Raw genomic sequence first — 25883 nt, forward strand, 5'->3', positions numbered from 1 at the left:
AATGTGAAAATAGCAAAGTAATACAGATAGATATCGGACGCGGGATGGAGCAGCATGGTAGCTCGTCGGGCTCATAACCCGAAGGTCGTTGGTTCAAATCCAGCTCCCGCAACCAATTCTCTTTATAAAAGAGAACATAACCAGCATAGGCTGGTTTTTTTGTAGCTAAAATTTGCAATACCACTGACTATCCCTCTAAGTAGATCAAATGGCTCCCATAAATCCGTTTATTTTAAAAGCACCACTAAGCCTGCGATCAGTCTACAAATAGCCACTCAGGTGTTTGCCGCCCCATAAGCATTTCTGCTATGATCCAGCGCTGACTAATCATAATTCCACAAAATTTAAGATAATCAGATTTAAACCCTTTTTATCTTGCGATATCAGATCCATCGCCTGCAGGTACAAGTATGATTAACCACTTTAGTGTGCTCGGCATCAAACCCAGTGCCAAAGAAGACGACATTAAAAAAGCCTATCGACGACTCTCAAATAAATACCATCCGGATAAGTTGTTAGGTGCCTCTGAAGAGGAAAAGGAACAAGCATCACAGCAACTCGAACGCGTTAAAAAAGCCTATGAAGTGCTATCGGACCCCAAGCTTAGAAATGCGTTTATTAAAGATTTCAATAACGTGATAGTGACAGATCCCGCTGGTGCCATGCGCGAGTTATGGGATCAATTTTACCCTTGAACGTTTAATGTAGAGTAATGCCATATGGCCAAAAAACTGAATATCTCACGCATTAATGAGCTGAAAAATAATGCCTACGACAATATCGAGTCCTATGATGACCCCGATACTCCCAAGGCACTAGAACAATTTACGAGTCAAATCAAAAAGGTATTACAAGCTGATCCAAAAATGTTGGATTCAGTGCCTGAATATCTCCCCGTTGCGCTCTACGGTCGAGTGAAGTTTCCGAGCGATGCCAAGCTGAAATGGGCCCATTGGATCAACACGGCCACTCAACCCGAATGGGATGAGTTTAAGGTCACCATTGGCTTTAACAATGCCGATTTGCCATTAGTATTGGCCGTACGAACCTACTCAGAAGATTTGCTTATTGAAAGCTGTGCTGTTTTGTATTTACTTGAAACTCAAGGTAAAGCAACACCACCACCTAAGCATGATGAAGATGATGATGACGACTATGTCGGTCATTCCGATGACGACGATGAAGGTGAAGAGGAAGATGGCTACTACGATCACTATGATGATGAGGACCGCTAATGAACACTAGTCTCATTGAGATAACCGTTGCCGAAATAAAAGAACTGGCAGACGTAGAGCCAAAACAAGCGAGCAAACGTTTCGAACTCATCGCCACCACCATGAGTGATGAGCAATTGGTTGAAGTTATTGAACAAATGGACATAGTCACGCTGACTCAAATTAATAGTCACCATGATATATCCTGCCCTTCAATCATGTCAGAACTGATGACCCCAGAGCAAATCCGCGACATAGTGTGTCAACAACCTTTGTACTGGGAAGAAAAAATTAAAAACAACGCTGAAGAACTCATACAGCATACCTTTGATTTTTTAACCTATTTAATCCGAATTCAAGATAGCGAAGAAAAACAAACCGCCATTTTAGAATGCATTGCCGACGATCCAGCAGGCCTCTTCTACCTGTCTATCCCCTTTATCGAAATGATGTTGGGCGAACAACACCAAGACGATGACGGCTTTACCGACCTCTTTGATGATGAAGAAGACACGGACACCGTCGGTTACGATAGCCGCTCGAAGAGTGAAGAAGCCCATAGTTTGAGCATAGATGATCCCCGCAGTCTGATGGCGCTTATCCACGAACTGGCACCCGATGTTGAAAAAGCGATCAAAAATTTGCTGCGCAACGAAAGCTCAGGCTGGGAAATTATCATCAACAAGTTCGTCAATGAACTCGTGATCCAAGCCAAAGAGAAAAACCAAGTGGCGGATGAATACGCAGAAGTCGATGATATGTTTAGCTTTTTGGATTAAGGAATCTTTTGATGCAACTGGTACTGCGTGATGTAGATCAGGGACCATACCTCAGTAAGGTATTGATCCAAGGCCAAGCAGACGAATCGCTGAGCGGTGAACAGCTGTCACAAATCAAATCCAAAGCCATTTTGATGAGTCTCAAACTGGCCGACAAGTTCTATAACAAGTATAAAATGCACCTGCTAGAGCAAGCGGCACACGATGTGATTGGTGTCGTCAGCCTAGGTTTAATGGAACTTTCCCATCAAGATCAACAACAAGCTATACGTCTGCTGACAACCGCCGACGGTGTTGTGAAATGCTTCCAAAAGGGCTGGAGTATGCTGAGCACGGTGAGCAAACATAAGCTCGCCAACGGAAAATCACTCTATGGTGATGTTGACAAGTTCCTCCTTGAGCAAGTCTCTAGCCCTCCAGATGCCGAAGAGTGGCAGGGTTTTCATGCCTATCAAGAGGCATTAATCGAATACCAGCGTCAACAGTCGATCGCCGCCTTAATGGCGCAGTTTTATGTGCAAACTCACTACGACCCTTTGGACTTTCTCAACCTTGAGAGTGTATTAGCCGAAGCCGTGTTATATAGAATGTTGTTTGATAATGCCAAAGTCAGACAGGATTTAAAAAAGAGAATAGCCAAAGTGACGCTGTTAGATGAGTGGTTTACCCTTGAGCACATCGAGCTTCAAACCCAGAGAGCGTTAGCTGAGCTGCCCACGGAATTGGCTGAAACTATCAGCAAAGATCTCGGCAAAAACTTCGCCCCCGCCCTACTTCGCACCCTAAACTTTGCTAAAAGCTACCGCGCGCTCTTACTCGATGGCGCCTCCCCCGAGCGTCTAGAGCGATTCGAGCACAAAGAAGGTCTCATCGGCCTCCTAGGCTGGCCGCTCTATATCGTGTTTTAATCTTGACGGTGTTTAACTTGGAGTGCTGGGCTCGATGAGCCCAGTCATTATTTAATCGTTAGTGCTTTATTTAATAGTCCCTTTTACATGAAAGTTAGAAGGATTTTGCAAGTAGATCAACAACTTTAAGCTGTCTTGCTCCCCCCATTGCCGCAATTTGTGCCAATAGTAATTCGGCGCAGGCCAATGCATCTGTCAACGCGCTGTGGGCAGAGTATATAGGTAAGCCATAACGCTCACGGCAGGCCCCAAGGCGCAAACTGCCTTCTTTGATGACAGAATGCTCCCGTAGCAAACGCAACCTTTCAACCATGAGGGTATCAATAGTAGGCAGCATCACAGTCTGATGATAAATCGCGAGAATATCCTGCTGTAAAAAACGGCAATCTAAAGGGGCGTGGTGTGCAACGAGTATTCTGCCGCGGGTGCGACTAAGAAACCATGCCATTGCTTCTTCAATACTGACAGCTTGCACTAAATGATTGTCAAGAATGCCATGAATAGTTGCACTCTGGCCGACACTGCCACGAATCTGCACCAATTTCTGCTCTGCCCCCGCCAGTGGAATTGCTCCATGCTCAATAGGCACAAGACCAATACTCAAAATTTGATCGCGCACGGGATCGAGCCCTGTCATCTCCAAATCCATTGCCATCAGTGGCGCTTCGGACAAAGGCATATTCAGTAAGGGAATTAAGGACTGGTAATAATCTTTAAATAGCCGATGCTGACTGCGTAGAATGCGCCATTTAAGCTTGGCCCTAACCATCCAACGGCCCATTTAAAAGCTCCGCATAAACTTCATTTTCATCCCTGACTGCGCATCGTGTACTACCTTAAAAGCATCCCTTAATTGGTGCCGCACTAATGAAGACAAATGCGCAGGTAATAAATAATTGCTCAGGGGTTGTCCCTGGGTATGTTGGTAGCCTTGATTAGATAAACGCATATGGGCAATAAACTCATGGGCATCGGCCAAATTCAGTGCATCCTTGCGATTAAGAATGTTCGCCTCCATTAAGGCGCGAATGCGTTTAGCCGTATTCACTTCTTTGATGCCCGCCGATAACGCATAGACACGGGCAATATCATTGATTAAAGCATTACCTTTATGTTTTAAATCAATACCTTTAACTTCGCTTCCATCACGTTCAAGCACAAACTTGCGAAAGAACCCTAAGGGTGGAGACTCAATCAGTGAGTTACCCGCCATTCCCGCCAGAAATATGTCGTTATCACGGGTTTGGGCTAGCACTTTATCCTGCAGAGCATCGAACAGGGTTTGCGGACCGTACACAGAACGCATATCGAAAAAAATACTGGCATGCATGAGTGCCTTTGGTTCTGGGGTTATCACCCATCTTTCAAAGACCTGCTGCCATTGCTTCAGTGACATTCGCCACTGTGGATTCTGCGCCATAATATTGCCGGGACAGAAAACATAGCCACATTGGTCAAGCCCTGCACACACGGCATGGGTGAGTGCATCGAAATACCCCTTAGCATAATCATCCATTTCATCTGCGACTAACAGGCCATTGTCTTGATCTGAACACGCAGCTTGATCCTGTCTACCTTGGGAACCAAAGGCTAACCAACAAAAAGCCATCGGTGGCTCACCCAGCAATTGCTGATTGAGCACAATTAAGCGCCGCGTCAGGGCATCGGTAACCGAGGTTAATACCCGGCCAATTTCTTCGGCCCTTGCATCGGCACTGATTAAATTTTGCAGTAACAGAGGTATTTGTTTGCTCACATTAATTAGGCTCGCCAGATCCTGCTGTCGCTCTATTTCACCAATCAACAGCAAGGGCTGTGAGCCTTGGCCACGTAAAATATCTGTGCTCGTGACCATGCCAATCGCTTTACCCTCATCAATAATTGGCAAATGGTGAATATTGTACTCACTCATTAGCAGCATTGCCTCAAAAATCAATGCATTAGATGAAATTGAAACGGGGGATACCGTCATCGCTTGATGAACGGCTAAATGGCCATCTAGCCCCGCCGCCAACACGCGATTACGTAGATCCTTATCGGTTAAAATGCCAACTAACTTGTGATTATCTATGACTAAAAGCGAGGATACCCGGGCATTACGCATCAGCAGAGCGGCTTGGGTCACACTGGCATGGGCATCAATCATAATGGGATCGGATGACATTAAGGTGCTAATACGACTCGTGGTCGTCAGATCTTTTGCCTTAAAACGCGCCTCATGGCGCAAACGCTTTGCAAAGGCTCGAGTAAAAAACTTATCAAAACTTCGGCTGTCGCCCCTCAATTGATCAAACAATGTCTGGGGTAAATGGTAAACCAAACCATCCTCTAAGATAGCGACCTTATTGACTACTTTCTCACCCGATAACAAGGTCGAAAAACCAAAAAACTCGCCCTCACCGACCCTATCCACCAACACGCCTTCGGGGTCGCGCACCTCAAAGGCACCGCTACGCACTATATATAATTTAGGTGCATTCGCATCAAAGGTGACATAACGAGAAACTTTACTGTAATAGCCAACGGTAACCGCCTTAGCACAACGTAAAACCGTCTCATCGGCTAAGGTATCAAAGGGAACAATGGATTTTAAAAATTGCACTACGGGCTGCAATTCACTGGCATTCATCGGCAACACCTTATTTTTAGGTGGATTGATCTTCACTATAACCTGCAATAATCCTCCGCCATATTCGACTAAAGTCAGCGAACCACTAAAGACAAAAAGAGCGCCTAAGCGCTCTTTTTCAACTCGATGGGCCTACTAGTGACCGTTTGCTTCGCCAGAACCTTTAGGGAAACGGATAGACTCAACCATTTCCTGTACATGTTGTGGTGTTGCAGAGGTGACTTTACTGACTAACGCCGCAACAGCAAAGTTAACGACCATACCCACCATACCAATACCTTCGGGTGAAATACCGAGGAACCAGTTTGCAGGTACGTTAGCCGTAGGGTCAACAAACTTGAAGTAGATGATATAACCCGCAGTGAACAGTAATCCCGTTAACATACCGGCAATCGCACCTTCTTTGTTCATGGTTTTAGAGAAGATACCCATGATGATGGCTGGGAACAGTGACGATGCAGCAAGACCGAAGGCAAAGGCCACTACCGCAGCCACAAAGCCTGGAGGATTCACCCCAAAGTAACCTGCAATCACAATACCGATACCCGCTGCAAGCCTTGCAAACATCAGCTCTTTCTTGTCAGAGATATTGGGCATTAGGTTCTTTTTCAGCAGATCGTGTGAAATCGATGTTGAAATCACCAACAATAAGCCCGCCGAAGTCGATAGGGCTGCGGCTAAACCACCCGCGGCCACCAAAGCAATGACCCAAGCTGGCAGATTGGCGATTTCTGGTGTCGCTAATACAATGATATCGTTATCGATCTTCATTTCGTTGGTGCTAGCCGCATCCTCTATTTTGCCTTTAGCATAATAGATTTTGCCGTCGCCGTTTTTGTCATCCCACTTGATCAGACCGGTTTTTTCCCAGTTTTTGATCCAATCGGGTGCAGTCTCATAGGCAACACCTTTTTGATCTGAGCCGTTAATAGTTTCGATCATGTTTACGCGAGAGAATGCCGCTAACGCAGGTACAGTGGTATACATAATCGCAATAAAGACCAGTGCCCATCCCGCAGAGATACGCGCATCTTTCACCTTAGGCACAGTGAAGAAACGCACGATAACATGGGGTAAACCCGCAGTACCCACCATCAAGGCGCCTGTGATACAAAACACATCGATCATGCTCTTAGAGCCATCGGTATAGGGTGCAAATCCCAGTTCCGTCGATAGATTGTTAAGCTTTTCTAACAGATATACCCCTGTATTATTACCCGCTGCATCGATCAGTTCAGCACCGAAGCCAATTTGCGGAATAATGTGACCCGTCATCATCACAGACAGGAAGATAGCTGGCACCATAAAGGCAAAAATCAGCACGCAGTATTGGGCAACCTGAGTGTAGGTAATCCCTTTCATGCCCCCTAACACAGCGTAGAAGAACACCACTGCCATACCGATATACACACCGGTATCGACTTCGACCTCTAAGAAACGAGAGAACACAACACCCACACCCCGCATTTGCCCTGCGATGTAAGTAAAACAAATGAAGATGGCACAAATCACCGCAACGGTTCGCGCCGCCTGCGAGTAATAACGCTCACCCACAAAATCAGGCACAGTAAACTTACCAAACTTACGTAAATAGGGCGCCATACACAGGGCTAATAAAACATAGCCGCCAGTCCACCCCATCAAGTACACACTGCCGTCGTAACCGACGAAAGACACTATACCTGCCAGAGAAATAAATGACGCTGCCGACATCCAGTCCGCCGCCGTTGCCATACCGTTAACCACAGGATGCACGCCACCACCAGCGACATAAAACTCTTTGGTAGAGCCTGCCCGTGACCAAATAGCAATCCCGATATAGAGCGCAAACGAGAGCCCTACGATAAGATACGTTAATCCTTGAACACCCATTTCAGTTCTCCTTAGTCTTCTTGTACGTTATATTTTTTATCTAAGGCGTTGGCTTTTGCCGCATAGACAAAAATAAGCGCAACGAATACATACATAGATCCCTGTTGTGCAAACCAGAAGCCTAATTTAAATCCCATGAAATGGATTTCATTGAGTACATCAACCAATATAATGCCGCATCCAAATGACACGCCGGCCCAAATAGCTAATAAGCCAAGAACGAGACGTAAATTCTCGCGCCAGTAGCCTTTTGCTTTATCGTTGTTTTCAAAACCCATAGCGACTCCCCTGTGCTGTTTTATTATTAAGTCTTGTTTAATCTAGCAACAGCTGGGGTGACCACAATCAAGACCTTAGTCTAATTTGTGAATAGGCTCACAATTAAATAATCAAAATATTACTTAAAATCAACTAATTAACAATTAAATTACATTTGAATGGAATTTTAAATTTTTCGCAGGTTAGACCAATGTCGAACAGATGGGAGCCGCATTTATCAACATTTTTGGACACAGAACAAAAAAATAACCCAGCATCAGCTGGGTTATTCATCAAAAACATGAGCAAAATTCGTTCATAAACAAAATCAATCTGGCGATCAGACTTATTTATCAGCCAAAAATTTCACTAATTGTGCGAGCTCTTCCGGGCTATGGGCAGTGGAAGTTAACATATAACGTCCGTTTACCATCAATGCTGGTACCCCTTTTAGGCCTGCCAATTCTGCTTGGGAGTCATAGTTCATCACAGTAAACTTAGCATCGACAGAATTCATTGCCGCATCCACATCATCGGCTTTGGCACCCTGTGATACGAAAAAGGCTTTAACCTGCTCGGGTCGAGTAAAGGGCTCTCCTTTCTCGTGGATTTGTTTAAAGATGGCTTCATGCACTTGCTGCGTCATTTTCAGCTTTTGCGCCACATAATAGGCAAGTTGGCTCAATTCCCAAGCGGGACGCCCCGCACCAACAGGAGTGCGCTCAAAGGCGACTTCCTTACCGAGTAAGGCGATCGTCGATACCATTAGCGGCTCTTGTTTATAGCAATGTGGGCAGTTGTAGGAGAAAAACTCCCGTAACATAGGCTTTTGTGCTTCGGTTATTCCCGCCACTGTGATGTAATCTTTACCTTCTTCGAAGTTTGCCGCTTGTGGCGCAAAACTGGCACTCAGCATTAGTCCACACATCAATGCGACCACGGGGCGAACAACATTTAATACACTCATTATACTGTCTCTTTTCGTTGGATTTGTTGTATATAGGGATAGCACTATGCCTAACAAGGCCTAAAGATAACCTAAAACTTCAGTCTAAATCTTTAACTTTTGTTCACTAACATGCCGCGAGCATAGCAAGCGGTGAAGCATATTGGTAACTGAAACCTAAATCGGCCACAATGGCCTCGCCGATGATCACCTTACTAGGCATTGTCAGTTGATTAAACTCCGGAGGCACTAAGCCTAAGGACAGGGCTGCGGCGTGATAGAACTCAGCCTTAGTGGGGTGTATAGGTGCGCAAAGATTATAGATAGGAGCGATAGTTTTCCCTTGGCAATTCGCCGCTAAAATGGCGCTCACGGCTCGAACACAATCGCCCAAATGGACTAAATTTACAGCTACATTCGCCCCTGGAACATCGGTTTTGCCCGCCAGAAAACGCCCGGGATGGCGTTTAGGCCCCACGAGTCCAGCAAAGCGCAGGATACAACTATTTTTTTGGGCACCAAACAAGGCTTCAGCCTCTAACAAGGTTTGGCTATCGGAGGATTCGGCGGCAGCATCGGCCTCCGTCATCGATTTATCTTGGCTTGGGTACACACCCGTAGTGCTGATAAACACTATGCCTTGGTATTGCCAGCCTTGGGTTAATGCGATGAGTTGTTGTAATTCTTCAACATAAGCCCCATTACCACGCTTTAATCTGGGCGGAATATTTACCACGAGAAAATCGGTTTGCAATACCTCCTGTAATGCTTGTGCATCGGGTTTAACATCGGCGTCGGCACCTAACTGCAATTGAAAGGCTTCGATTCCGGCATCCGAAAGCAACAAAAGCTCATCGATACTGCGCTTACAGCCTGTTAGCCGATATCCTTCTTGAACTAATTGCTTTGCCAAGGCAAACCCGAACCACCCGCACCCCACAACAGCGACGCTTTTGGATTTTACGCCCAGTTGTTGTTCCCTATCTGCCATAGTCATTCCGAGGAAGTCAAAATCAGCGGATAGAATACGGAACTTAACCCATAAGATTCAAGCTTGCAGTGAGCTAAAATAAAAACTAATGCCCTTATCCACCTGCAAAGTGCGGATCGCCCCTTCGGTCAACTCCTCCGCTTTTATCGCCTTTTGTACCGTGACGCCCTCATCACTTAAAAAACGTAGCGATGCTTCACTGCCATCTTCCTTACAGGCCCATACTTGCGGTTGACTCACATCCTTAGTGGTCATAATGACTTTTGCCACACAGTCATCCGATAGTTTAACGATAGTCCCTGGAGGATAAATCCCAAGGATTTTGACCAATACGGCGATTAAAGATTCAGCATGCTTACTCGCCCGATTTTTAAATAAATACCCTAATGCGACTTGAGGAGATGAGGCTTGCTGACCACTCAGTTGCTGATCATAGTCATTTGCTAAACTCACTATTTGGGTAACGATGGGGATCTTATTGCCCTTTAAACCATCGGGAAATCCAGAACCATCAATAAATTCATGGTGATGCAAAACGATATGCAACACTTCTTTGGGGAATAATCCGCTACGGTTGAGCATGTCATAGCCAAAGTTTGGGTGCATTTGCAGATAGTTAGATTCATGGGCAGTCAAAGCACCGCGCTTTCGGCGAATAATGTCGGGAACTTTAAGCTTACCGATATCGTGAAATAAACTCCCAAGGGCAATATCCCGCAGCTCCCTAGGGGTGAGATCCAGTGCATGGCCTATCATCATCGCCAGCACAGCCACCGAAACCCCGTGTTGAGTCACACTGACATCTTTTTCATCCATCCCCACTAAGGTGAGAAACGGTTTTTCTACCTCCTGTAGATGATTCAAGAGATCCTCGACAAGTGCGGCCGATAAGCGATAAGCGCCCTCGGGATCGCTGACAATTTTACTAAATACGTTACGGCAATTATTAACGTCTTCTAAAAAACGCTTCTGGCTTAGGCGCATTGCCCTACGGGTATCGGCCTTAAGATCTCGCTCTGGGGGAGTCTCTGCGGCTTCTTCAATATCCTCATCTTCATCCGAGGTTTGAACATCCCCGAGGCTCTCGGAAATCAGGAAAACATAGGGCACACCTAATCCACGGATCATTTCAATTTGAGCGGCACTGCTGATGTCGACACGGTTAAATAAAAAAGGGTGATTCGTCCATGACAAAGGCAACTTGACTCTCATGCCAAGTTGAAGTTCGGATAATAATAGTTTGCGTTGTTCTGCTTTTGCCACGCAGTAGGACTCCTTTCAAATGCACAGAAGAAAAATGGACCGTCAGTCCATTAATTCGAGGCACCTTTAAGCTAAGTACATATAACTATAGATGATTCCAAGAAATCAGTAAGCTATAAGTCAAAAAATGCTTATCAAACTGAGGGATAACACACATAAATCTTACAGTTTTGAACGGAAATCTGATAAATATCAAAAATAACAATAAGATAACACATCAGTTTAATATTTGAGCTTAGGCTTCCTTTGGCCAATCCGCAAGGTAATAACCTAGTCGCTTCGATTTAAGCACATATAAACTGGACCAAAACAGCACTAAAGCATCGAGCGCTAGACTCCAGTGGAACAAAAATTGTCCATGGATCAATCGCTGGCCTAATAGTAGGGCATCCACCAACAGGAGAAGCCACAGTCCCCATTTTAAGTGAACAAAAAGTGGCCTTACCCATAATGGTGAACGGCGACGTTCGGCAATCACGACAAAATAGAGCAACACGGCGCCAAGACCCGCAGCGAGAGACAGTAAAAAATCGGATTTTTCAGGATAGAAAATGCGAACCAATTCAGCCCTATCACTAGCTTGAGTTAAGGAAGCAATAAAAATACACCAGCCACGGGCTAAAAATGCCAAAAGCGCGTACAAGAAAATAGGTGGCTTGATATGGCCTTTATCATCGAGCCAAGTGATGTGACTGAAATTCAAATAGGTTTCCATTTAGAAGAAGCTAAAGCAGAATATCAACTAAATGGTGCCTATTCAGTCAATTTCAATGGCAGCCTTCAATAAATGCCATGGATCCATAAAGGTATCTTCGTCAGCTCGCTGTGGAATGTGCGATGAGCACAAATAAGCCTTGTAAGGCTTATTTGTCGGTAAATTTAATCACACTCAGTACACTTAATGCTTTTCAGCCAAAAAGGGCTAACAATTCAGCCTCATCGATCACTTTCACGCCGAGTTCCTGTGCCTTGGCAAGTTTGGATCCCGCAGCCTCACCCGCGACTAAACAATCGGTATTCTTTGAGACACTGCCAGCGACTTTCGCCCCCAGAGCTTGCAACTGCGCTTTGGCATCGTTGCGATTAAGCTGGTTTAATGTGCCAGTTAATACCCAAGTTTGGCCTTTTAGTGGTTGTGCGTCCGCACTTGGCGCTTCAATGGCGGGCCAATGCACACCAGCAGCGATTAAGGCATCGATCACCTCAAGGTTATGGGGCTGAGCAAAAAAGTGTGCCACATGTTGGGCAACGACCGCACCGACGTCCTCAACCTCTGTTAACTGCTCCACTGTGGCATCACGCAACGCATCTAAACTGGTGAAGTGGGCTGCAAGATTAGCCGCCGTCGCCTCACCGACTTCACGGATCCCCAATGCATATAAGAAACGCGCAAGTGTTGTGGTTTTAGCCGCTTCAATCGCCGCGGCTAAATTGGCTGCCGACTTCATACCCATACGATCGAGCATGGTCATCATAGAAGCGGTGAGCTTAAACAGATCCGCAGGACTCTGAACTAACTCTTTATCAATCAATTGCTCGACGACTTTATCACCCATGCCGTCGATATCTAACGCCTTGCGAGAGGCAAAATGCTTAATCGCCTCTTTGCGCTGCGCCTCACAGAATAAGCCACCACTGCAACGGGCTACCGCCTCACCTTCTAGACGTTCGACTAGACTGCCACAGACGGGACATTCTGGTTTAAAGACAATTTCTTTTTCAGCACCAGTACGCTTCTCCAATACCACAGAAACTATCTGTGGGATCACATCACCGGCGCGGCGGATAATCACAGTATCACCGATTTTTATCCCTAAACGCTCAATCTCATCGGCATTGTGAAGCGTGGCATTGGAAACCGTCACACCGCCCACAAATACCGGTTTTAAGCGTGCAACGGGCGTAACTGCGCCCGTGCGGCCCACTTGAAAGTCCACATCTTCGAGCAGGGTCATTTCCTCCTGGGCAGGGAATTTATAGGCAATGGCCCAGCGGGGGGATTTTGCTACAAAACCTAAACTTTGCTGCTGTGCAATATCGTTGACTTTCATCACCACGCCATCGATTTCAAAGGGTAAACCACTGCGACGGGTTAGAATATCTTTATAGTAGTCAAATACTTGGTCTAATTCAGCGCAGACTTCAATTTCATTGCTGACGGGTAAACCCCATGACTTAAGCTGCTGTAACTGCTCGAAATGGGTTTTGGCTAAGGGATAGGTATCCGGCTCAACAACGCCCAAGGCATAGGCATAAAAGGCCAGTGAGCGAGAGGCGGTTATCTTACTGTCGAGTTGACGTAGGCTTCCCGCCGCTGCATTACGTGGATTGACAAACAGCTTTTCATCCTTTGCCCGAGCACGGTCATTAAGCGCTTCAAAGGCCGCTTTAGGCATAAAGGCTTCACCACGCACTTCAACCAATTCAGGGAAATCATGGCCACGCAATTTAAGGGGGATTGATCGGATTGTCTTGACGTTTTCGGTGATATCTTCACCCGTAGTGCCATCGCCGCGGGTCGCGGCGCGTTCGAGCACCCCATCACGATATAAAATGCTCACCGCCAGACCGTCGAGTTTGGGTTCACAGCAAAAACTCACCTCACCCACTTTATCTGTAACCCGCCGGTGGAAGGCGCTAAAATCTGCCTCGTCGAAGGCATTATCTAGACTCAGCATAGGTTTGAGGTGAGTGATTTGATCAAATTTAGCCAGCGCCATTCCCCCGACACGCTGGGTCGGCGAATCGGCAGCAATATACTCCGGAAACTGCGCCTCTAGCTTAAGTAAACGCTGCATCAGCCGATCATACTCGGAATCGGTAATGCTTGGTGCATCATCCACATAGTAACGAATATTGTGTTCGTTCAGTGATTGGCTGAGGGCCAGCATTACCTGCGGCGCATTCTCGCGTGACACATCGGCAGAAAGAAGTTTATCGAGTTGAATGTCTTGCATATTCTTTATCCAGATCTCTTTAGAGCACAAAAATGAGGCCGCAATTAGCGGCCTCATCATGTCAGAATGATTTAATATTAAGCGTTCGCGCGGATACGGTGCAAATAGTCTTGTTTAGTAAACTCGCCCCAAGGTTGGCGCTGGCCATCGAGTACAACAGCATCGATATCATCCGCGAGCTGACGCGCCGAGTTGAGCATAATGGAAAAATTCATTAAGGCATCGCCATAGCAAGGTAGCGTCATAAAAAATACGACGCCTTGGGTGCTGAATTGCTCCATATTATCGGGGTCGAACACCCCTGGCTTTAACATGTTTGCAATTGAAAACAAAACTTTACCATTTCCTGCGTTATCCACATGACGGTGGAAAATATTCATATCGCCATATTTAAAGTTTAAGGTTAAAAAGCAAGGCAGCAGTTCAGCACCATTAAGTTGCTGCCCTTCTTTGGCAACCACATGTAGCACCAACACATCCCGGGGCTCACCTAAACCTTCTTCAACGGCTTCTTCGACATCTTCGTCTTGGTTATGCTCTTCTCGATAGACGTCTTCGTCATCAAATAATGCGGTTTGAGTCGGCACGGGTGCATGGGCTCGTTGCTCCTCTGCCACTTTTTGAGCAACCATAGCGGCATGGGATTGGCCTAGGTGCGGAGTATGCCCCGTGAGCATAGGCTCTTGACGCGAAGCTTTAGGGCCACGGTGTTGCTCTTTGGCTGTCGGTGACTGCAGACTAAAATCCGGTTGTTGTAGAATAGGCTCTTGTTTAATCTCTGGCTGAACGTCTTGTTTGAAGAGCGGCTTAGATTCTGGTTTTGTATCTACTTTGGCATCTTGTTTTAAATACGGGTTAATCGCAGGCGTATCATGGCTGGTTTCTCCCGCCTTACGCACACGTACGGCACCGATACCATCGGCATCAAAGCCATCGGCATCGACCCGCTTAGGCGCACCCTCGCTTTTCTCTGCCTGTTTCTTATAAAAATTACCCATTGAACTATCTTTCAATGACTTAGGTTGTTGTCTTCTAATAGACCAAAATCCATGCACCAGCACAGCAACTATGGCTATGGCGCCTAAAACAAACAGAACTAGTTGCAAATCTTCCATTGGTTACCCTGTCTTTCTTCTAGTTATCCAGCGTCAGCCATCGCCACCGCTTGCTCTAAATCTACCGCGACTATACGGGATACACCAGGCTCATGCATAGTCACGCCTATTAGTTGATCAGCCATCTCCATGGTTATTTTGTTATGGCTAATATATATAAACTGTACACTTTGTGACATTTCTTTGAGTAATCGACAGAAACGTTCCACGTTGGCATCGTCTAATGGGGCATCCACTTCGTCTAACATACAGAAGGGTGCCGGATTCAGCCTAAAAATAGCGAATACCAATGATAAAGCGGTTAAGGCTTTTTCACCACCCGAAAGAAGATGGATTGTGCTGTTCTTCTTACCCGGTGGTTGGGCCATAATAGTCACGCCCGTCTCCAGCAAATCATCCTCTGTCAGTGCTAAATAAGCGCGTCCGCCACCAAATACCTTAGGGAATAAACGCCCGAGATCTTCGTTAACAGTATCAAACGTCGCCTTAAAGCGGGTACGGGTTTCCTTATCTATCTTACGGATCGCCTCTTCTAAGGTGGCGAGTCCTTTATTTAAATCGTCATCTTGATGATCCAGATACGATTTTCGCTCACTTTGCTGTTCAAATTCTTCGATCGCGGCGAGATTAATGGCTCCTAAACGGATGATTTTTTGTCGTATCTGATCTAAATCACTCTGCCACTTATCGGGATGCCCATCTAAGGGTAAGGTGTCGATAATCTGTGACAGGACAATGTGTTGTTCCTGCAGTGCCTCTAATTGACTTTCTGCTTGGCCTTTTAATCCTTCACGACGTAACTTTAACGTGCTCAGGCTTTGAGTCAAGCCCTCAAGCTTACCAAGCTCTTGTTTTTGCTTTAATCCTATACGGTTTAATGCCTCTGAAAGCGTACTTTGCTCCGTTCGTACAATTTTAAGGCCCTGTTGCTGCTGCTGTTGTTGATTAAGCAACTCGGCTAATTGTGCAGCCAATAACTCACTATTTTGCAGCCCACTTTGCTCTAGCACGCTGGCAAGCTGAGCTGACAATGTTTCTCGAGACTGGGCTAATTCACTGACACGGATTTGCTGCAACTGAATTTGCTCGCTGCTGACGGCCATTCGCATTGTCACGGATTGCAAGCTAGTCCTAAGGGTCGATAACTGGCGTTCAATCTCAGTGATCCGAGCCTTTAATGCTTGATGGCGCACTAAATCTGTTTGGGAGTCCTGACTGAGTTGTTGCTGATTTTCTAGGCTCGACTGCAGGCTCTCCTCAAGTTCGACCTCTTGCTCTTCAAGCAGGTTAAATTGCTCAGTTAAGGTGGAGATCTGCGCCGCATTCAGCGACAGAGCTTGTTCAAGCTGAGCGCGCTTCGCGGCGGATAACTGAGCCTGCTCGCTTGCGTTAGCCAATTGCACCTGTTTAGTTGTCTGTTCTAGCTGTAGCTGATGTAACTTCTGCCCCCCAGAGATAAGCTGTTGTCTTGCTTGATTTAAGTTAACAGTGCATTCAGCCAACTTAGCTTGCAACTGGGCAAGTTTGCTCTCCCACTCACGGATCCCCTCGGATAATTGCCCTTGCTCTTTACTGAGCTGCACTAGGGATTGCGCACTATCTTGCTTGGCAATTAAAAAACCTTGGCCCAATAAATAGCCATCGGCGGTGACAATACGCTCATTGTCCTTAAGTAGAGGCAACATCAGCCTTGCAGATGGCAGATCCTGGGCCCATTGCAGCCCAGACAACCAAGGGGCAAGATTGACATTGGATTGGAGTTTGGCCTGATAGTCTTTATTTAGCCCTATCTCTGTCGGCTGTATGGCAAAAAGGTGAAAACCAACTTCAGTCTCAGGTACTCCAACGGGTAGGTTCATCAGGCCATTTAAGGCAAGTTCTGCGGCCATTTCCCAGCCATTTTCAACGGTTAAACTTTGCCATAGCTGCGGTTTATCCGTTAGTTGTTCCTGTTTTACCAGCCATTGCTCGACCAACTCAAAACGAGCCCGCATTGAGGTCAGCTCTTGGGAAACTCGCTCAAAATCGATTCGAACTTGATCTAACGCTTCAGTCTCTATGCTGACTTGATGTTCAAGTTGATGATTTACTTCCACTTGCTCGGCGAGCGTGTGCGTTATTGCCGCCACCGCTTGGCTAAGGGGTGTGAGTCTATCTTCCTGCTCAAGGTGAGCCAGTGTTATTAGCTCAGTCTGTTGCTCACGGCTCTGTTGCTGTTTATGCTCCAACAATTGCTGCTGATGTGTGAGCTTGCTGCGACTAAGCTCAAGCTGTAATTGGTGTTGAGCAACTAACGCAGCTTGCTTGCGCAAGCTTTCGGTCTGTTGCTCGTTACGCTCGACACTCATTACCCACTGGCATTGCAGCTCATCCAGTATTTCTTGCTGTTCTTCATGTTGGGGAGCCAGTAGGGATAACTCTAACTCCAACGCCCTGAGATTCGTTTGATAGCCATCGAGTTTATCCGTATGTTGTTGGATCTGTTCCTTAATCTGAATTAACTGTGTCTCAAGCTGAGCATCGCGTTGTTTTTGGCTCTGTAATTGCTGCTCTAACTTTGCGATTTCGGTGCCCGTAAGATAATAGCCCTCGACCGCACGCTGTTCCTGTTCAGCCAACTGAGCGAGTTGTAATTGTAATTCAGTAGCTTGCAACTCTTCGGTTTGTGCAAGTGACTGTGCCGCCGCTTGTTGTACTTCCATCCCAGTGATTTGCTCAGACAGATTTGCCATCTGGGCTTGCAACTCTTGATAACGCATAACAAGGAGTTCGGCATGGGTCTTGCGCTCGGCCTGCTTTAACTCACGGTATTGTTTGGCTGCCTTGGCTTGTTGGGCAAGCTTATCTAACTGTTTGCCTAACTCGCTACGAATATCCCCCAAACGTTCGAGGTTTTCGCGGGTATGACGAATACGATTTTCAGTTTCACGACGCCGCTCTTTATAGCGGGAGATCCCCGCAGCTTCCTCAATAAAAGTGCGCAGATCTTGGGGTTTAGATTCAATTAACCGAGAAATAGTGCCCTGTTCAATAATCGCGTAACTACGCGGCCCAAGCCCTGTACCCATAAATAAATCGGTAATATCTTTGCGGCGACACTTTTGGCCATTGAGAAAATACCAAGATTCACCATCACGACTGACCTGACGCTTTACCGAGATTTCTTCATAACTGGCATATTGGCCCGCAAGACGGCCCTCTTTGTTTTCAAAGACCAATTCCACCCCGGCCACTGAAACAGGTTTACGGGCGCTGGAGCCATTAAAAATCACATCGCTCATCGAGTCGCCGCGTAGGTGTTTAGCCGAGCTTTCGCCCAGCACCCAACGCACGGCGTCAATCACGTTGGATTTACCGCAACCATTTGGGCCAATAATGGCGGTTAATGCCTGTAAAAAAGGAATTTTAGTGGGATCGACAAACGACTTAAAGCCGGCAAGTTTTATTTGTTTTAATCTCATAGTGCCAGTTAGCGCGTCTCTGAATTATGGCCCGAAAATGAGCCAAGCGGTGCAAATGTATTCTGCTGGCAACTTTAACAAAGCAAGCAGCATTTTGTAACGCTTTTTATTGAATTCACGCGGCTTTTAGCTTGTCATCTGCCCATGAGTTAATCACAATCGCATACAGTTGTAGCTCAACTTTTTGGAAAGACGATATGACACAGAAGAAAACCTTGCCCTTCCCCGCCAAAAGCGGCGTTAATTATTTTATCGACGGTTTTAGCCTGATCAGACGCAAAGGGCTGCGTACCTTCGTATTTATTCCCTTGATGATTAACCTGCTGCTGTTTGCTGGCGTCATTTATGTGGCAATGGGCCAGTTAGATGCCATGTTTACTTGGCTAAATGCCCAGCTACCCGAATATTTAAGTTGGTTAAATTTTTTACTCTGGCCACTCGCCGTCACGACTATGTTAGTTATGCTCGCCTTTGTGTTTAGCTCGGTGATGAACTGGCTCGCCGCGCCTTTTAATGGCCTGTTGGCTGAAAAGGTCGAACAATTACTCACTGGCAAACCGCTGAACACAGGTTCTGGTATCGATTTAATCAAAGATTTACCCCGTATCTTGGGTCGAGAGTGGATCAAACTTAAATACTATCTACCCCGCGCACTGGTGTTTTTATTACTGTTTTTAGTGCCTATGGTCGGTCAAACCTTAGCCCCCATCCTATGGTTTTTCTTTAGTGCTTGGATGATGGCCATTCAATATTGTGATTATCCCTTCGACAATCACAAAGTCAGTTTTAAAGATATGCGCTTTGCCTTAAATCAGACCCGTGGTAGCAGTTTTAGCTTTGGTGCGACTGTGACGCTATTTTCGATGATCCCCATAGTGAACTTTATCGTGATGCCCGTAGCGATTTGTGGCGCCACCGCCATGTGGGTCGATAAATACCGCGAAGCCTACCGCAATCCTGTGATAGCACCAGAATAGTTTAGGAAGCAAATCGTCTCTAAAATAACGCGGGTGTGAGGTCTATTGCTGCAAAATAAAAACAGCCTCAATTGAGGCTGTTTTTATTAATGAAAATCGCGGAACAATCGGTTTATTCCGAGGTTAGCACTTTTGCAGAATGACACTACCGATGGAGTATCCCGCACCAAAGGAACTCAATAGGCCTAAATCGCCCGCCTTAAAGTCGCTGGAAAACTTGTGGAACGCAATCACTGAGCCCGCAGATGCCGTATTGGCATATTCATCGAGCACCACAGGTGCCTGCTCCGGCGAAACCTCATCCCCAAGCAGTTTTTTCACTACAAACTGATTCATATTGATGTTTGCTTGGTGTAACCACAAACGTTTGAAGGACTGAGGCGTAAGATCCTGTTCGGCTAAATGTTCGTCTAGATGCTGATAAATCATCGGCAACAGTTCTTTAAACACTTTACGTCCCTGTTGGTGGAACAATTTATCTGGCTGGTGTGCCGAGCTGGGATCGCAGCGATTTAAGAAGCCGAAATTACTGCGGATATTGTTTGAGTAGTCAGTAAAACACCGGCTTGAAAGGATCTTAAATCCAGTACCTGGGGCAACAAGACTCTGTTCTTCGAGTACCAGTGCGGTAGCCACATCACCGAAGATAAAATGGCTATCACGGTCGCAGTAGTTGACTTGAGCCGAGCAAATTTCAGGGTTGATAACGAGTACCCGAGAGGCTGAGCCCGTGGCAATCGCATTGGCGGCGGCGACAATAGCGAAGGTCGCTGATGAACAGGCCACTTGCATATCATAGCCATAACCTCGGGTGCCGAGCGCGCGCTGGATTTCAATCGCCATTGCGGGATAGGCACGCTGGGTATAAGCACAGGCAACGATCACCAGATCAATCTGCTCAGCCTTAAGATTGGCATTATTGAGCGCCATTAATGCGGCTTCAATCCCAATTTCGGCCTGCATAGAAAGAGCATCACTGCTGCGCTCAGGGATCAAAGGCATCATCACTTCAGGATCGAGAATCCCCTCTTTGACCATCACATACCTGTGTTTAATACCCGAGGCTTTTTCGATAAATTCGCTCGATGAATAGGATAAGGCCGCGACATGACCCTGCTCAATTAACCCTGCATTTTCAAGGTTAAATATATCCACATAGGCATTGAAACTCTCCACGAGGGCTTCATTGGAAATACTGTGGGGCGGCGTAAATAAACCGCTTCCCGAAATAACAACCTGTTTCATAGGTGCTCCGAACGAGTGCTTATTGTAAGGTGAGCAGACGTAGCATGTTCCGTTGTCTGCACAGGGTTTAATCCATTTTTTACCTGTGCCTGTTGCTGCTCTAATTGTTGCTTTTTATGCATTTGTATTAAGTCTATCACGACTGTTGAGGATATTTTATCTTGGATCCCCTGCCGATTGGCATCCCAAAATATTTGGATAAAGCCAAGTAACCCGGTCGTGAAGCCCGCCGCATAGCCGCCATAACGGCCAAATGCGCCCCACAGGCTGATTTTAGCGCCATCGAGTTGGATAACTCGGATCCTCAAGAGTTTCTTTCCTAAGGTTTGTCCATCAAATTTGGCGGTAAACACAGTGAAGTAAAAGGCGGCCCAACCAAATCCTAAGCCCATATCGCTCATAAAACCTTTGATCCAGGCAAGAATACTGTGAGTGTCGCTATCCTCCTCGTCCGTGTTTTCGGTATGGTTCTTCGCGGTATTGTTATCTGTATTAGCATCGGGGGGCCTAGCTGTTGATACCCCCTTATCCAATGCAACTTTCTCATCGGTTTTAGCATTCTCTTGCCCATCCATGTGTTGCTCAGGCTCAGGACTTGGCGATGCCAAATTAACCGGCCGTGACCGCGATGTTGTTGAATTGAGGGTCACTTCAAACACGTTAACCTCGGGCCAGAGGCTGCCAGCCATGATTTCCTGACGTAACTGCACTTTATCGGCCTCGGATAAATCCGTGCTATCTAAAGTATCTAACACCATATCGCGACGTTCAACGGCCGATAGCCCCTCAATGGGAGAGGCTTCCATGGTCTGTTTAAGCGCATAGATTTGCTCACGGGCACAGTCTGCATCACCACAGAGTCCAAGGGAGACAAGGGCTGGAATGGTCATTACGACGCTATTGATATCTTGAGGTGCTGAGTTTTGTTCACGGGAGGATTGATTCGATTGATGGAAATCCCATAAATTCCCCGCCGAGCTAAATAGCATTAACCCCAGCATGGCCGCATAAAGTCCCCATTTGAGTAAACGGCCAAACTGGCGACTGCGTTTTTCGATATAAATAATCCCCACCACCAAGAGCACAAACAGCCAATCCATTTGTTCGGCTAACATAGTAATAAATAAACCGTCGATTAACATGGCTAGCGCCCGCTTAAAGGGTGTGGCTAGCGGGGTATAAAGTACCGATTCGGCAATAGTAAATGCCTTAGGGGTAACCATAGTTCTTGGATCTTTGCCCAAGTCCGTTTGTTGTTGCTTCATGGTGTTGCAATCCAATCCTAATAAGCGTTTTTATAACCGAAACATCAAGTGGTTATTCCTATTGATGTTTCAAATCCTACTGATGTTAGCAAGAGGTTAACACAGTTAAACCCAGTGCCAATTGGGCTTTGCGAATAACAGAATTACCTTTAATAACTAAATAGAATAAAGAAGAACAAACAATCACTTCTAAATGCGCCACAGGCGATTATGATTCAATAGTGCAAACATAGGAGCAAGCAATCCATGAGCAAAATTTTCGAAGACAATTCATATACTATTGGCAACACCCCGCTAGTACGTTTAAACCGTGTTAGCCAAGGTAAAGTACTGGCCAAAGTCGAAGCACGCAATCCAAGTTTCAGTGTTAAATGCCGTATCGGTGCCAATATGATTTGGGATGCCGAGAAAAAAGGTTTGCTAACGAAAGATCATGAACTGATCGAGCCGACATCGGGTAACACGGGGATCGCACTCGCCTATGTCGCTGCCGCTAGGGGTTACAAGCTGACTCTCACTATGCCAAATACCATGAGCTTAGAGCGTCGCAAACTACTCAAGGCCCTAGGTGCAAACCTAGTGCTAACCGAAGGGGCAAAAGGCATGAAAGGCGCGATTGATAAAGCGGAGGAAATCCGTCAATCAGCCCCTGAAAAATATATTTTATTACAGCAATTTAATAATCCAGCCAACCCAGAGATCCATGAAAAACCACAGGTCCTGAGATCTGGAATGATACCGATGGTGCGGTGGATGTGTTTGTTGCCGGTGTGGGTACTGGCGGTACAATTACAGGTGTAAGCCGTTACTTGAAAAAAGTAGCGGGCAAAACCATTACTTCAGTTGCGGTTGAGCCAGCAGATTCTCCTGTGATTGCGCAAACCTTAGCAGGCTTACCTGTACAACCTGGTCCACATAAAATCCAGGGCATTGGTGCAGGATTTATTCCTGGTAACTTAGATTTAGAGTTGATTGACCGCGTAGAAGCAGTCACCAACGATGAAGCCATCGACATGGCCCGCCGCTTAATGCAAGAAGAAGGCATTTTAGTGGGTATTTCATCGGGTGCGGCTGTGGTTGCGGCAAACCGTATCGCGGCATTACCTGAATTTGCGGATAAAACCATCGTCGTGGTATTACCCTCGGCGGCAGAACGCTACTTATCTTCGGTATTGTTCCAAGGTCAATTTGGCGACGAAGAAAATATTCAGTAATTTGTCGGTTTTCCATGCAAAAACCCGGTTATAACCGGGTTTTTTTATAACTCTTCACGGCTCACTATCCACTCTATCCCTATAAACTTCTGTTCCCTAAATTTAGGTGACACTCAATGAATAAATTAAGTTAGGACCCAGTTCATAGTTTTTTAACACCGAACTGATTTTCGTGACTCAATTCGCTATAAAGGCATTATCTAAAGCCAACTAGCTCGTTTCTATGCCTTTTTACTCTGCTCCCCGTGATATCAACGCTTTTGATGCTAAATTTGAAGCTCAAAAAATTGCCTTCGGGCCAATCAGTTTCCAAGTTGCCCACTGCCTGATGAAGTTCAACATTCTAGCCACAATAGATAAGGCTGGCGGGAATGGCATCACCTTGACGGAATTGAGCCAATCCACCCAGATGAGTGAGTACGCCCTCGGTGTATTGCTCGATATGGGACTGAGCATGGGCTTGGTCTGGCAAAAGGATGCAACTTATATACTCGATAAGACAGGATATTTTCTGTTACATGATGATATGGGGGCAATCAATCTAAACTTTGTTCAAGATGTCTGCTATCAAGGTTTGTTCCAACTTGACAAGGCCCTCGCGGAAGGAACCGCGGCAGGATTAGCCGTATTTGGGGAATGGAATACTATCTATCCCGCCTTAAAAGATCTGCCATCGAAGGCGAAGGAAAGCTGGTTTGCCTTCGATCATTACTATTCAGATCATGCGTTTCCCGCCATTATTCCATTAGTCTTTAAGCATAATCCTAAGCACTTAGTCGATATCGGCGGCAATACTGGCAAGTGGGCATTCACTTGCTGCCAATACGAACCTGAGGTGGAAGTCACTATCATGGATTTTCCTGGCCAACTCGCTATTGCGGCGCAGCAAGCTGCCAAGTATGGATATTCATCACGAGTACATACCTTTGCCACGGATCTGCTAGATGAATCCCTGCCCTTTGTGGAAGGTGCCGATACTTACTGGATGAGCCAATTCCTCGATTGTTTCTCTAAAGCGCAGATCCTAAGCATTCTTAAACGCACCGCCAATGCCATGGCACAAGACAGCCAGCTTTTTATTGTTGAAACCTTCTGGGATAGGCAACCCTCTGCGGCTTCGGCTTACTGTGTAAATGCCACTAGCCTCTATTTTAGTGCTATGGCCAATGGCAATAGTCGTATGTATCACTCTAAGGACGTGTTGGCTTTACTGCAACAAGCGGGGTTATATGTTGATGAAGATACGGATAATTTAGGGCTTGGGCACACTTTACTGCGCTGTAAACTCAAACCAAACAGTAAATTTTAATTACGTTACAAATAAGTTTAATCAATTTTATTTACCGAACCCTCAGACATACACTGACATTATCAAAACAGCGTCCTCTATTGGGGCAATGTTAAGCAATGTCAGTATTGAGAGGTAAGTAAAATGACTTCAAAACGCAAACGCTGGACAGCAAAAGCCGCCAAATTACCTAGCCCTATGGCAGGGTTAGCGCTCGCCATTGCTAGCTTAGGTTGGGCCTTTGAAAGTATGCTACCTTCACTCCAAGGTACGGGCCAGCTCACAGGCGCTATCATAGCTTCGCTGTTGTTAGTGCTGCTTAGCGGAAAATTTTTACTCCATCCCAACATTTTAAAGGACGAACTCAGCCACCCTATAATTGGCAGCGTGATCCCCACATTTGCCATGGCATTGATGGTGGTATCGAACCTGCTCGGCCATTATTTCCCCCATGCGGGATTAACCCTTTGGTTAGCCGCCATTATTATCCATTTCGTCTTTTTAGGGGCGTTTATCTACTACCGCACTATCGACTTTAAACTTGAACATATGGTGCCAAGCTGGTTTGTGCCACCGATTGGCATCATAGTGGCTGCGGTATCTTTCCCAAGCAATGGCGAACCTTGGTTAGTTAACCTGATTTTAGCCTTCGGTATGCTCGCATATTTAGTCATGCTGCCACTGATGCTCTATCGCTTAATTTTCTGCCAAGCAGTACCTGAAGCGGCTAAACCAACAATTGCAATCCTCGCCGCTCCAGCCAGCTTATCCTTAGCGGGCTACTTAACCGTGTGCGAGCAACCTTCGATTGCCGTGGTCGCCGTCTTAGCGAGTATTGCCGTCTTGATGACAGCGGTGATTTACCTCGCCTTCTTCCATCTACTACAACTGCCTTTTAGCCCAGGCTATGCCGCGTTTACCTTTCCAATGGTGATCGGTGCAACGGCACTGTTTAAAACCGCCCACTGGCTTGAGCAATTTAGTCAAATGGGCGAGCTCACTCATTGGGTAAGATTACTCGCCGATTTCGAACTCGGCGTAGCTACCCTAGTGGTTGCTTATGTCGCTATAAGGTATTTCATCCATTACCTGCCTAAGTCTATTCATAGAATGCATAACGATACTAGGGTTTAACTTAAGCAATAAGTGTAAAAATGCTAGAAACTGTTTGACTACTTAATATCCCAATCTGATTTTACAAAATATTCGTATGACAAAAATGAGTAAATTTAACCCCCTTATTTTATTTAATTAAACGAACCTACATTTAGAGTGTTTTACAAGCAGATTCTCCATAAAACAGTTAAATTAAATTGAAAACACTGAATACCTGAAAGTCACTAAATAAAAGGGGCTCAAACGTTAAACCAAACCGTACAGCATCTATTATATTAAGATAGTTTCAATACACCAACCCTTATAAATACAGTACCCAAAACCGTATAAAACAGATGTCTAAATTAAAATCTAAATATACGAAAAAAGTATAATTATTTTATTT

At 45.9% G+C, this 25883-nt stretch carries 20 protein-coding genes, 1 tRNA gene and 1 pseudogene; 9 read left to right on the forward strand and 13 right to left on the reverse strand.

The genetic code is table 11. The annotated features are described in order from the left end of the window. Positions 1-38 precede the first annotated feature (38 nt). The 5 genes from SOHN41_RS11705 (at position 39) to atcC (ending at position 2901) form a co-directional block, all read left to right on the forward strand. Positions 39-115, forward strand: a tRNA-Met gene (locus tag SOHN41_RS11705). Between the two features lie 295 nt (positions 116-410). Next, on the forward strand, positions 411-695 hold the full coding sequence (locus SOHN41_RS11710; RefSeq protein ID WP_007649137.1) for a J domain-containing protein: 285 nt from the start codon (positions 411-413) through the stop codon (positions 693-695). Positions 696-719: 24 nt separating this feature from the next. After that, on the forward strand, positions 720-1235 hold the full coding sequence (gene atcA, locus SOHN41_RS11715; RefSeq protein ID WP_007649138.1) for a cold adaptation protein AtcA: 516 nt from the start codon (positions 720-722) through the stop codon (positions 1233-1235). After that, complete coding sequence (atcB, locus tag SOHN41_RS11720) at positions 1235-1993, forward strand: cold adaptation protein AtcB (protein WP_007649139.1); 759 nt, start codon at positions 1235-1237, stop codon at positions 1991-1993. The genes atcA and atcB overlap by 1 nt, the downstream gene beginning before the upstream one ends. Before the next feature lie 11 nt (positions 1994-2004). Then, the gene (atcC, locus tag SOHN41_RS11725) at positions 2005-2901 is read left to right on the forward strand and encodes a cold adaptation protein AtcC (protein WP_007649140.1); all 897 of its coding nucleotides are present in this window, start codon (positions 2005-2007) and stop codon (positions 2899-2901) included. Positions 2902-2995: 94 nt separating this feature from the next. On the opposite strand, the gene SOHN41_RS11730 is transcribed toward atcC, so the two are convergent. From SOHN41_RS11730 to smc, 11 genes are all read right to left on the reverse strand, one after another. Next, entirely contained in the window at positions 2996-3682 is a 687-nt protein-coding gene (locus SOHN41_RS11730) for an exonuclease domain-containing protein (RefSeq protein ID WP_007649141.1), read from the reverse strand. After that, a complete protein-coding gene (locus SOHN41_RS11735; protein WP_007649142.1) occupies positions 3683-5530 on the reverse strand; it encodes a DUF294 nucleotidyltransferase-like domain-containing protein in 1848 nt (615 codons plus the stop codon). 135 nt (positions 5531-5665) lie between these two features. Then, the gene (locus SOHN41_RS11740; RefSeq protein WP_007649143.1) at positions 5666-7402 is read right to left on the reverse strand and encodes a sodium:solute symporter family protein; all 1737 of its coding nucleotides are present in this window, start codon (positions 7400-7402) and stop codon (positions 5666-5668) included. Between the two features lie 11 nt (positions 7403-7413). Continuing rightward, positions 7414-7680 (reverse strand): DUF4212 domain-containing protein, encoded by a 267-nt coding sequence (locus SOHN41_RS11745; RefSeq protein WP_007649145.1) that lies wholly within the window; start codon positions 7678-7680, stop codon positions 7414-7416. Positions 7681-8006: 326 nt separating this feature from the next. Further along, positions 8007-8627, reverse strand: coding sequence for a thiol:disulfide interchange protein DsbA/DsbL (locus tag SOHN41_RS11750; protein ID WP_007649146.1), 621 nt, complete (start codon positions 8625-8627; stop codon positions 8007-8009). A gap of 106 nt (positions 8628-8733) precedes the next feature. Further along, positions 8734-9597, reverse strand: coding sequence for a hypothetical protein (locus SOHN41_RS11755; RefSeq protein ID WP_007649147.1), 864 nt, complete (start codon positions 9595-9597; stop codon positions 8734-8736). A gap of 57 nt (positions 9598-9654) precedes the next feature. Then, on the reverse strand, positions 9655-10860 hold the full coding sequence (locus tag SOHN41_RS11760; RefSeq protein ID WP_007649149.1) for an HD-GYP domain-containing protein: 1206 nt from the start codon (positions 10858-10860) through the stop codon (positions 9655-9657). Positions 10861-11095: 235 nt separating this feature from the next. Beyond that, positions 11096-11575 carry a DUF2919 domain-containing protein gene (locus tag SOHN41_RS11765; RefSeq protein ID WP_037458964.1) on the reverse strand — a complete coding sequence of 160 codons (480 nt, stop codon included), beginning with the start codon at positions 11573-11575 and terminating at the stop codon, positions 11096-11098. A gap of 193 nt (positions 11576-11768) precedes the next feature. Next, complete coding sequence (gene ligA / locus SOHN41_RS11770) at positions 11769-13817, reverse strand: NAD-dependent DNA ligase LigA (RefSeq protein ID WP_007649154.1); 2049 nt, start codon at positions 13815-13817, stop codon at positions 11769-11771. 77 nt (positions 13818-13894) lie between these two features. After that, positions 13895-14932 (reverse strand): cell division protein ZipA, encoded by a 1038-nt coding sequence (gene zipA / locus SOHN41_RS11775; RefSeq protein ID WP_007649157.1) that lies wholly within the window; start codon positions 14930-14932, stop codon positions 13895-13897. A 23-nt stretch (positions 14933-14955) separates the two neighbouring features. Next, entirely contained in the window at positions 14956-18393 is a 3438-nt protein-coding gene (gene smc / locus SOHN41_RS11780) for a chromosome segregation protein SMC (protein WP_007649159.1), read from the reverse strand. Positions 18394-18590: 197 nt separating this feature from the next. Here smc and cysZ point away from each other — a divergent pair, with 197 nt between their 5' ends. After that, positions 18591-19370 (forward strand): sulfate transporter CysZ, encoded by a 780-nt coding sequence (cysZ, locus tag SOHN41_RS11785; protein WP_007649162.1) that lies wholly within the window; start codon positions 18591-18593, stop codon positions 19368-19370. A 123-nt stretch (positions 19371-19493) separates the two neighbouring features. Here the strand turns inward: cysZ and SOHN41_RS11790 are convergent, their stop codons facing one another. After that, a complete protein-coding gene (locus tag SOHN41_RS11790) occupies positions 19494-20615 on the reverse strand; it encodes a beta-ketoacyl-ACP synthase III (RefSeq protein ID WP_007649164.1) in 1122 nt (373 codons plus the stop codon). Continuing rightward, positions 20612-21880 carry an RDD family protein gene (locus SOHN41_RS11795; protein ID WP_007649165.1) on the reverse strand — a complete coding sequence of 423 codons (1269 nt, stop codon included), beginning with the start codon at positions 21878-21880 and terminating at the stop codon, positions 20612-20614. The genes SOHN41_RS11790 and SOHN41_RS11795 overlap by 4 nt, the downstream gene beginning before the upstream one ends. Positions 21881-22126: 246 nt before the next feature. Between SOHN41_RS11795 and cysK the strand changes: the two are divergent. The 3 genes and pseudogenes from cysK (at position 22127) to SOHN41_RS11810 (ending at position 25516) form a co-directional block, all read left to right on the forward strand. Beyond that, positions 22127-23094: pseudogene (cysK, locus tag SOHN41_RS11800) on the forward strand (cysteine synthase A). Between the two features lie 223 nt (positions 23095-23317). Further along, on the forward strand, positions 23318-24403 hold the full coding sequence (locus SOHN41_RS11805) for a methyltransferase (RefSeq protein ID WP_007649177.1): 1086 nt from the start codon (positions 23318-23320) through the stop codon (positions 24401-24403). Between the two features lie 123 nt (positions 24404-24526). Next, positions 24527-25516 carry a TDT family transporter gene (locus SOHN41_RS11810; protein WP_007649179.1) on the forward strand — a complete coding sequence of 330 codons (990 nt, stop codon included), beginning with the start codon at positions 24527-24529 and terminating at the stop codon, positions 25514-25516. Positions 25517-25883: the final 367 nt, after the last annotated feature.

The sequence above is a fragment of the Shewanella sp. HN-41 genome (genome assembly GCF_000217915.1).
Taxonomy (GTDB): domain Bacteria; phylum Pseudomonadota; class Gammaproteobacteria; order Enterobacterales; family Shewanellaceae; genus Shewanella.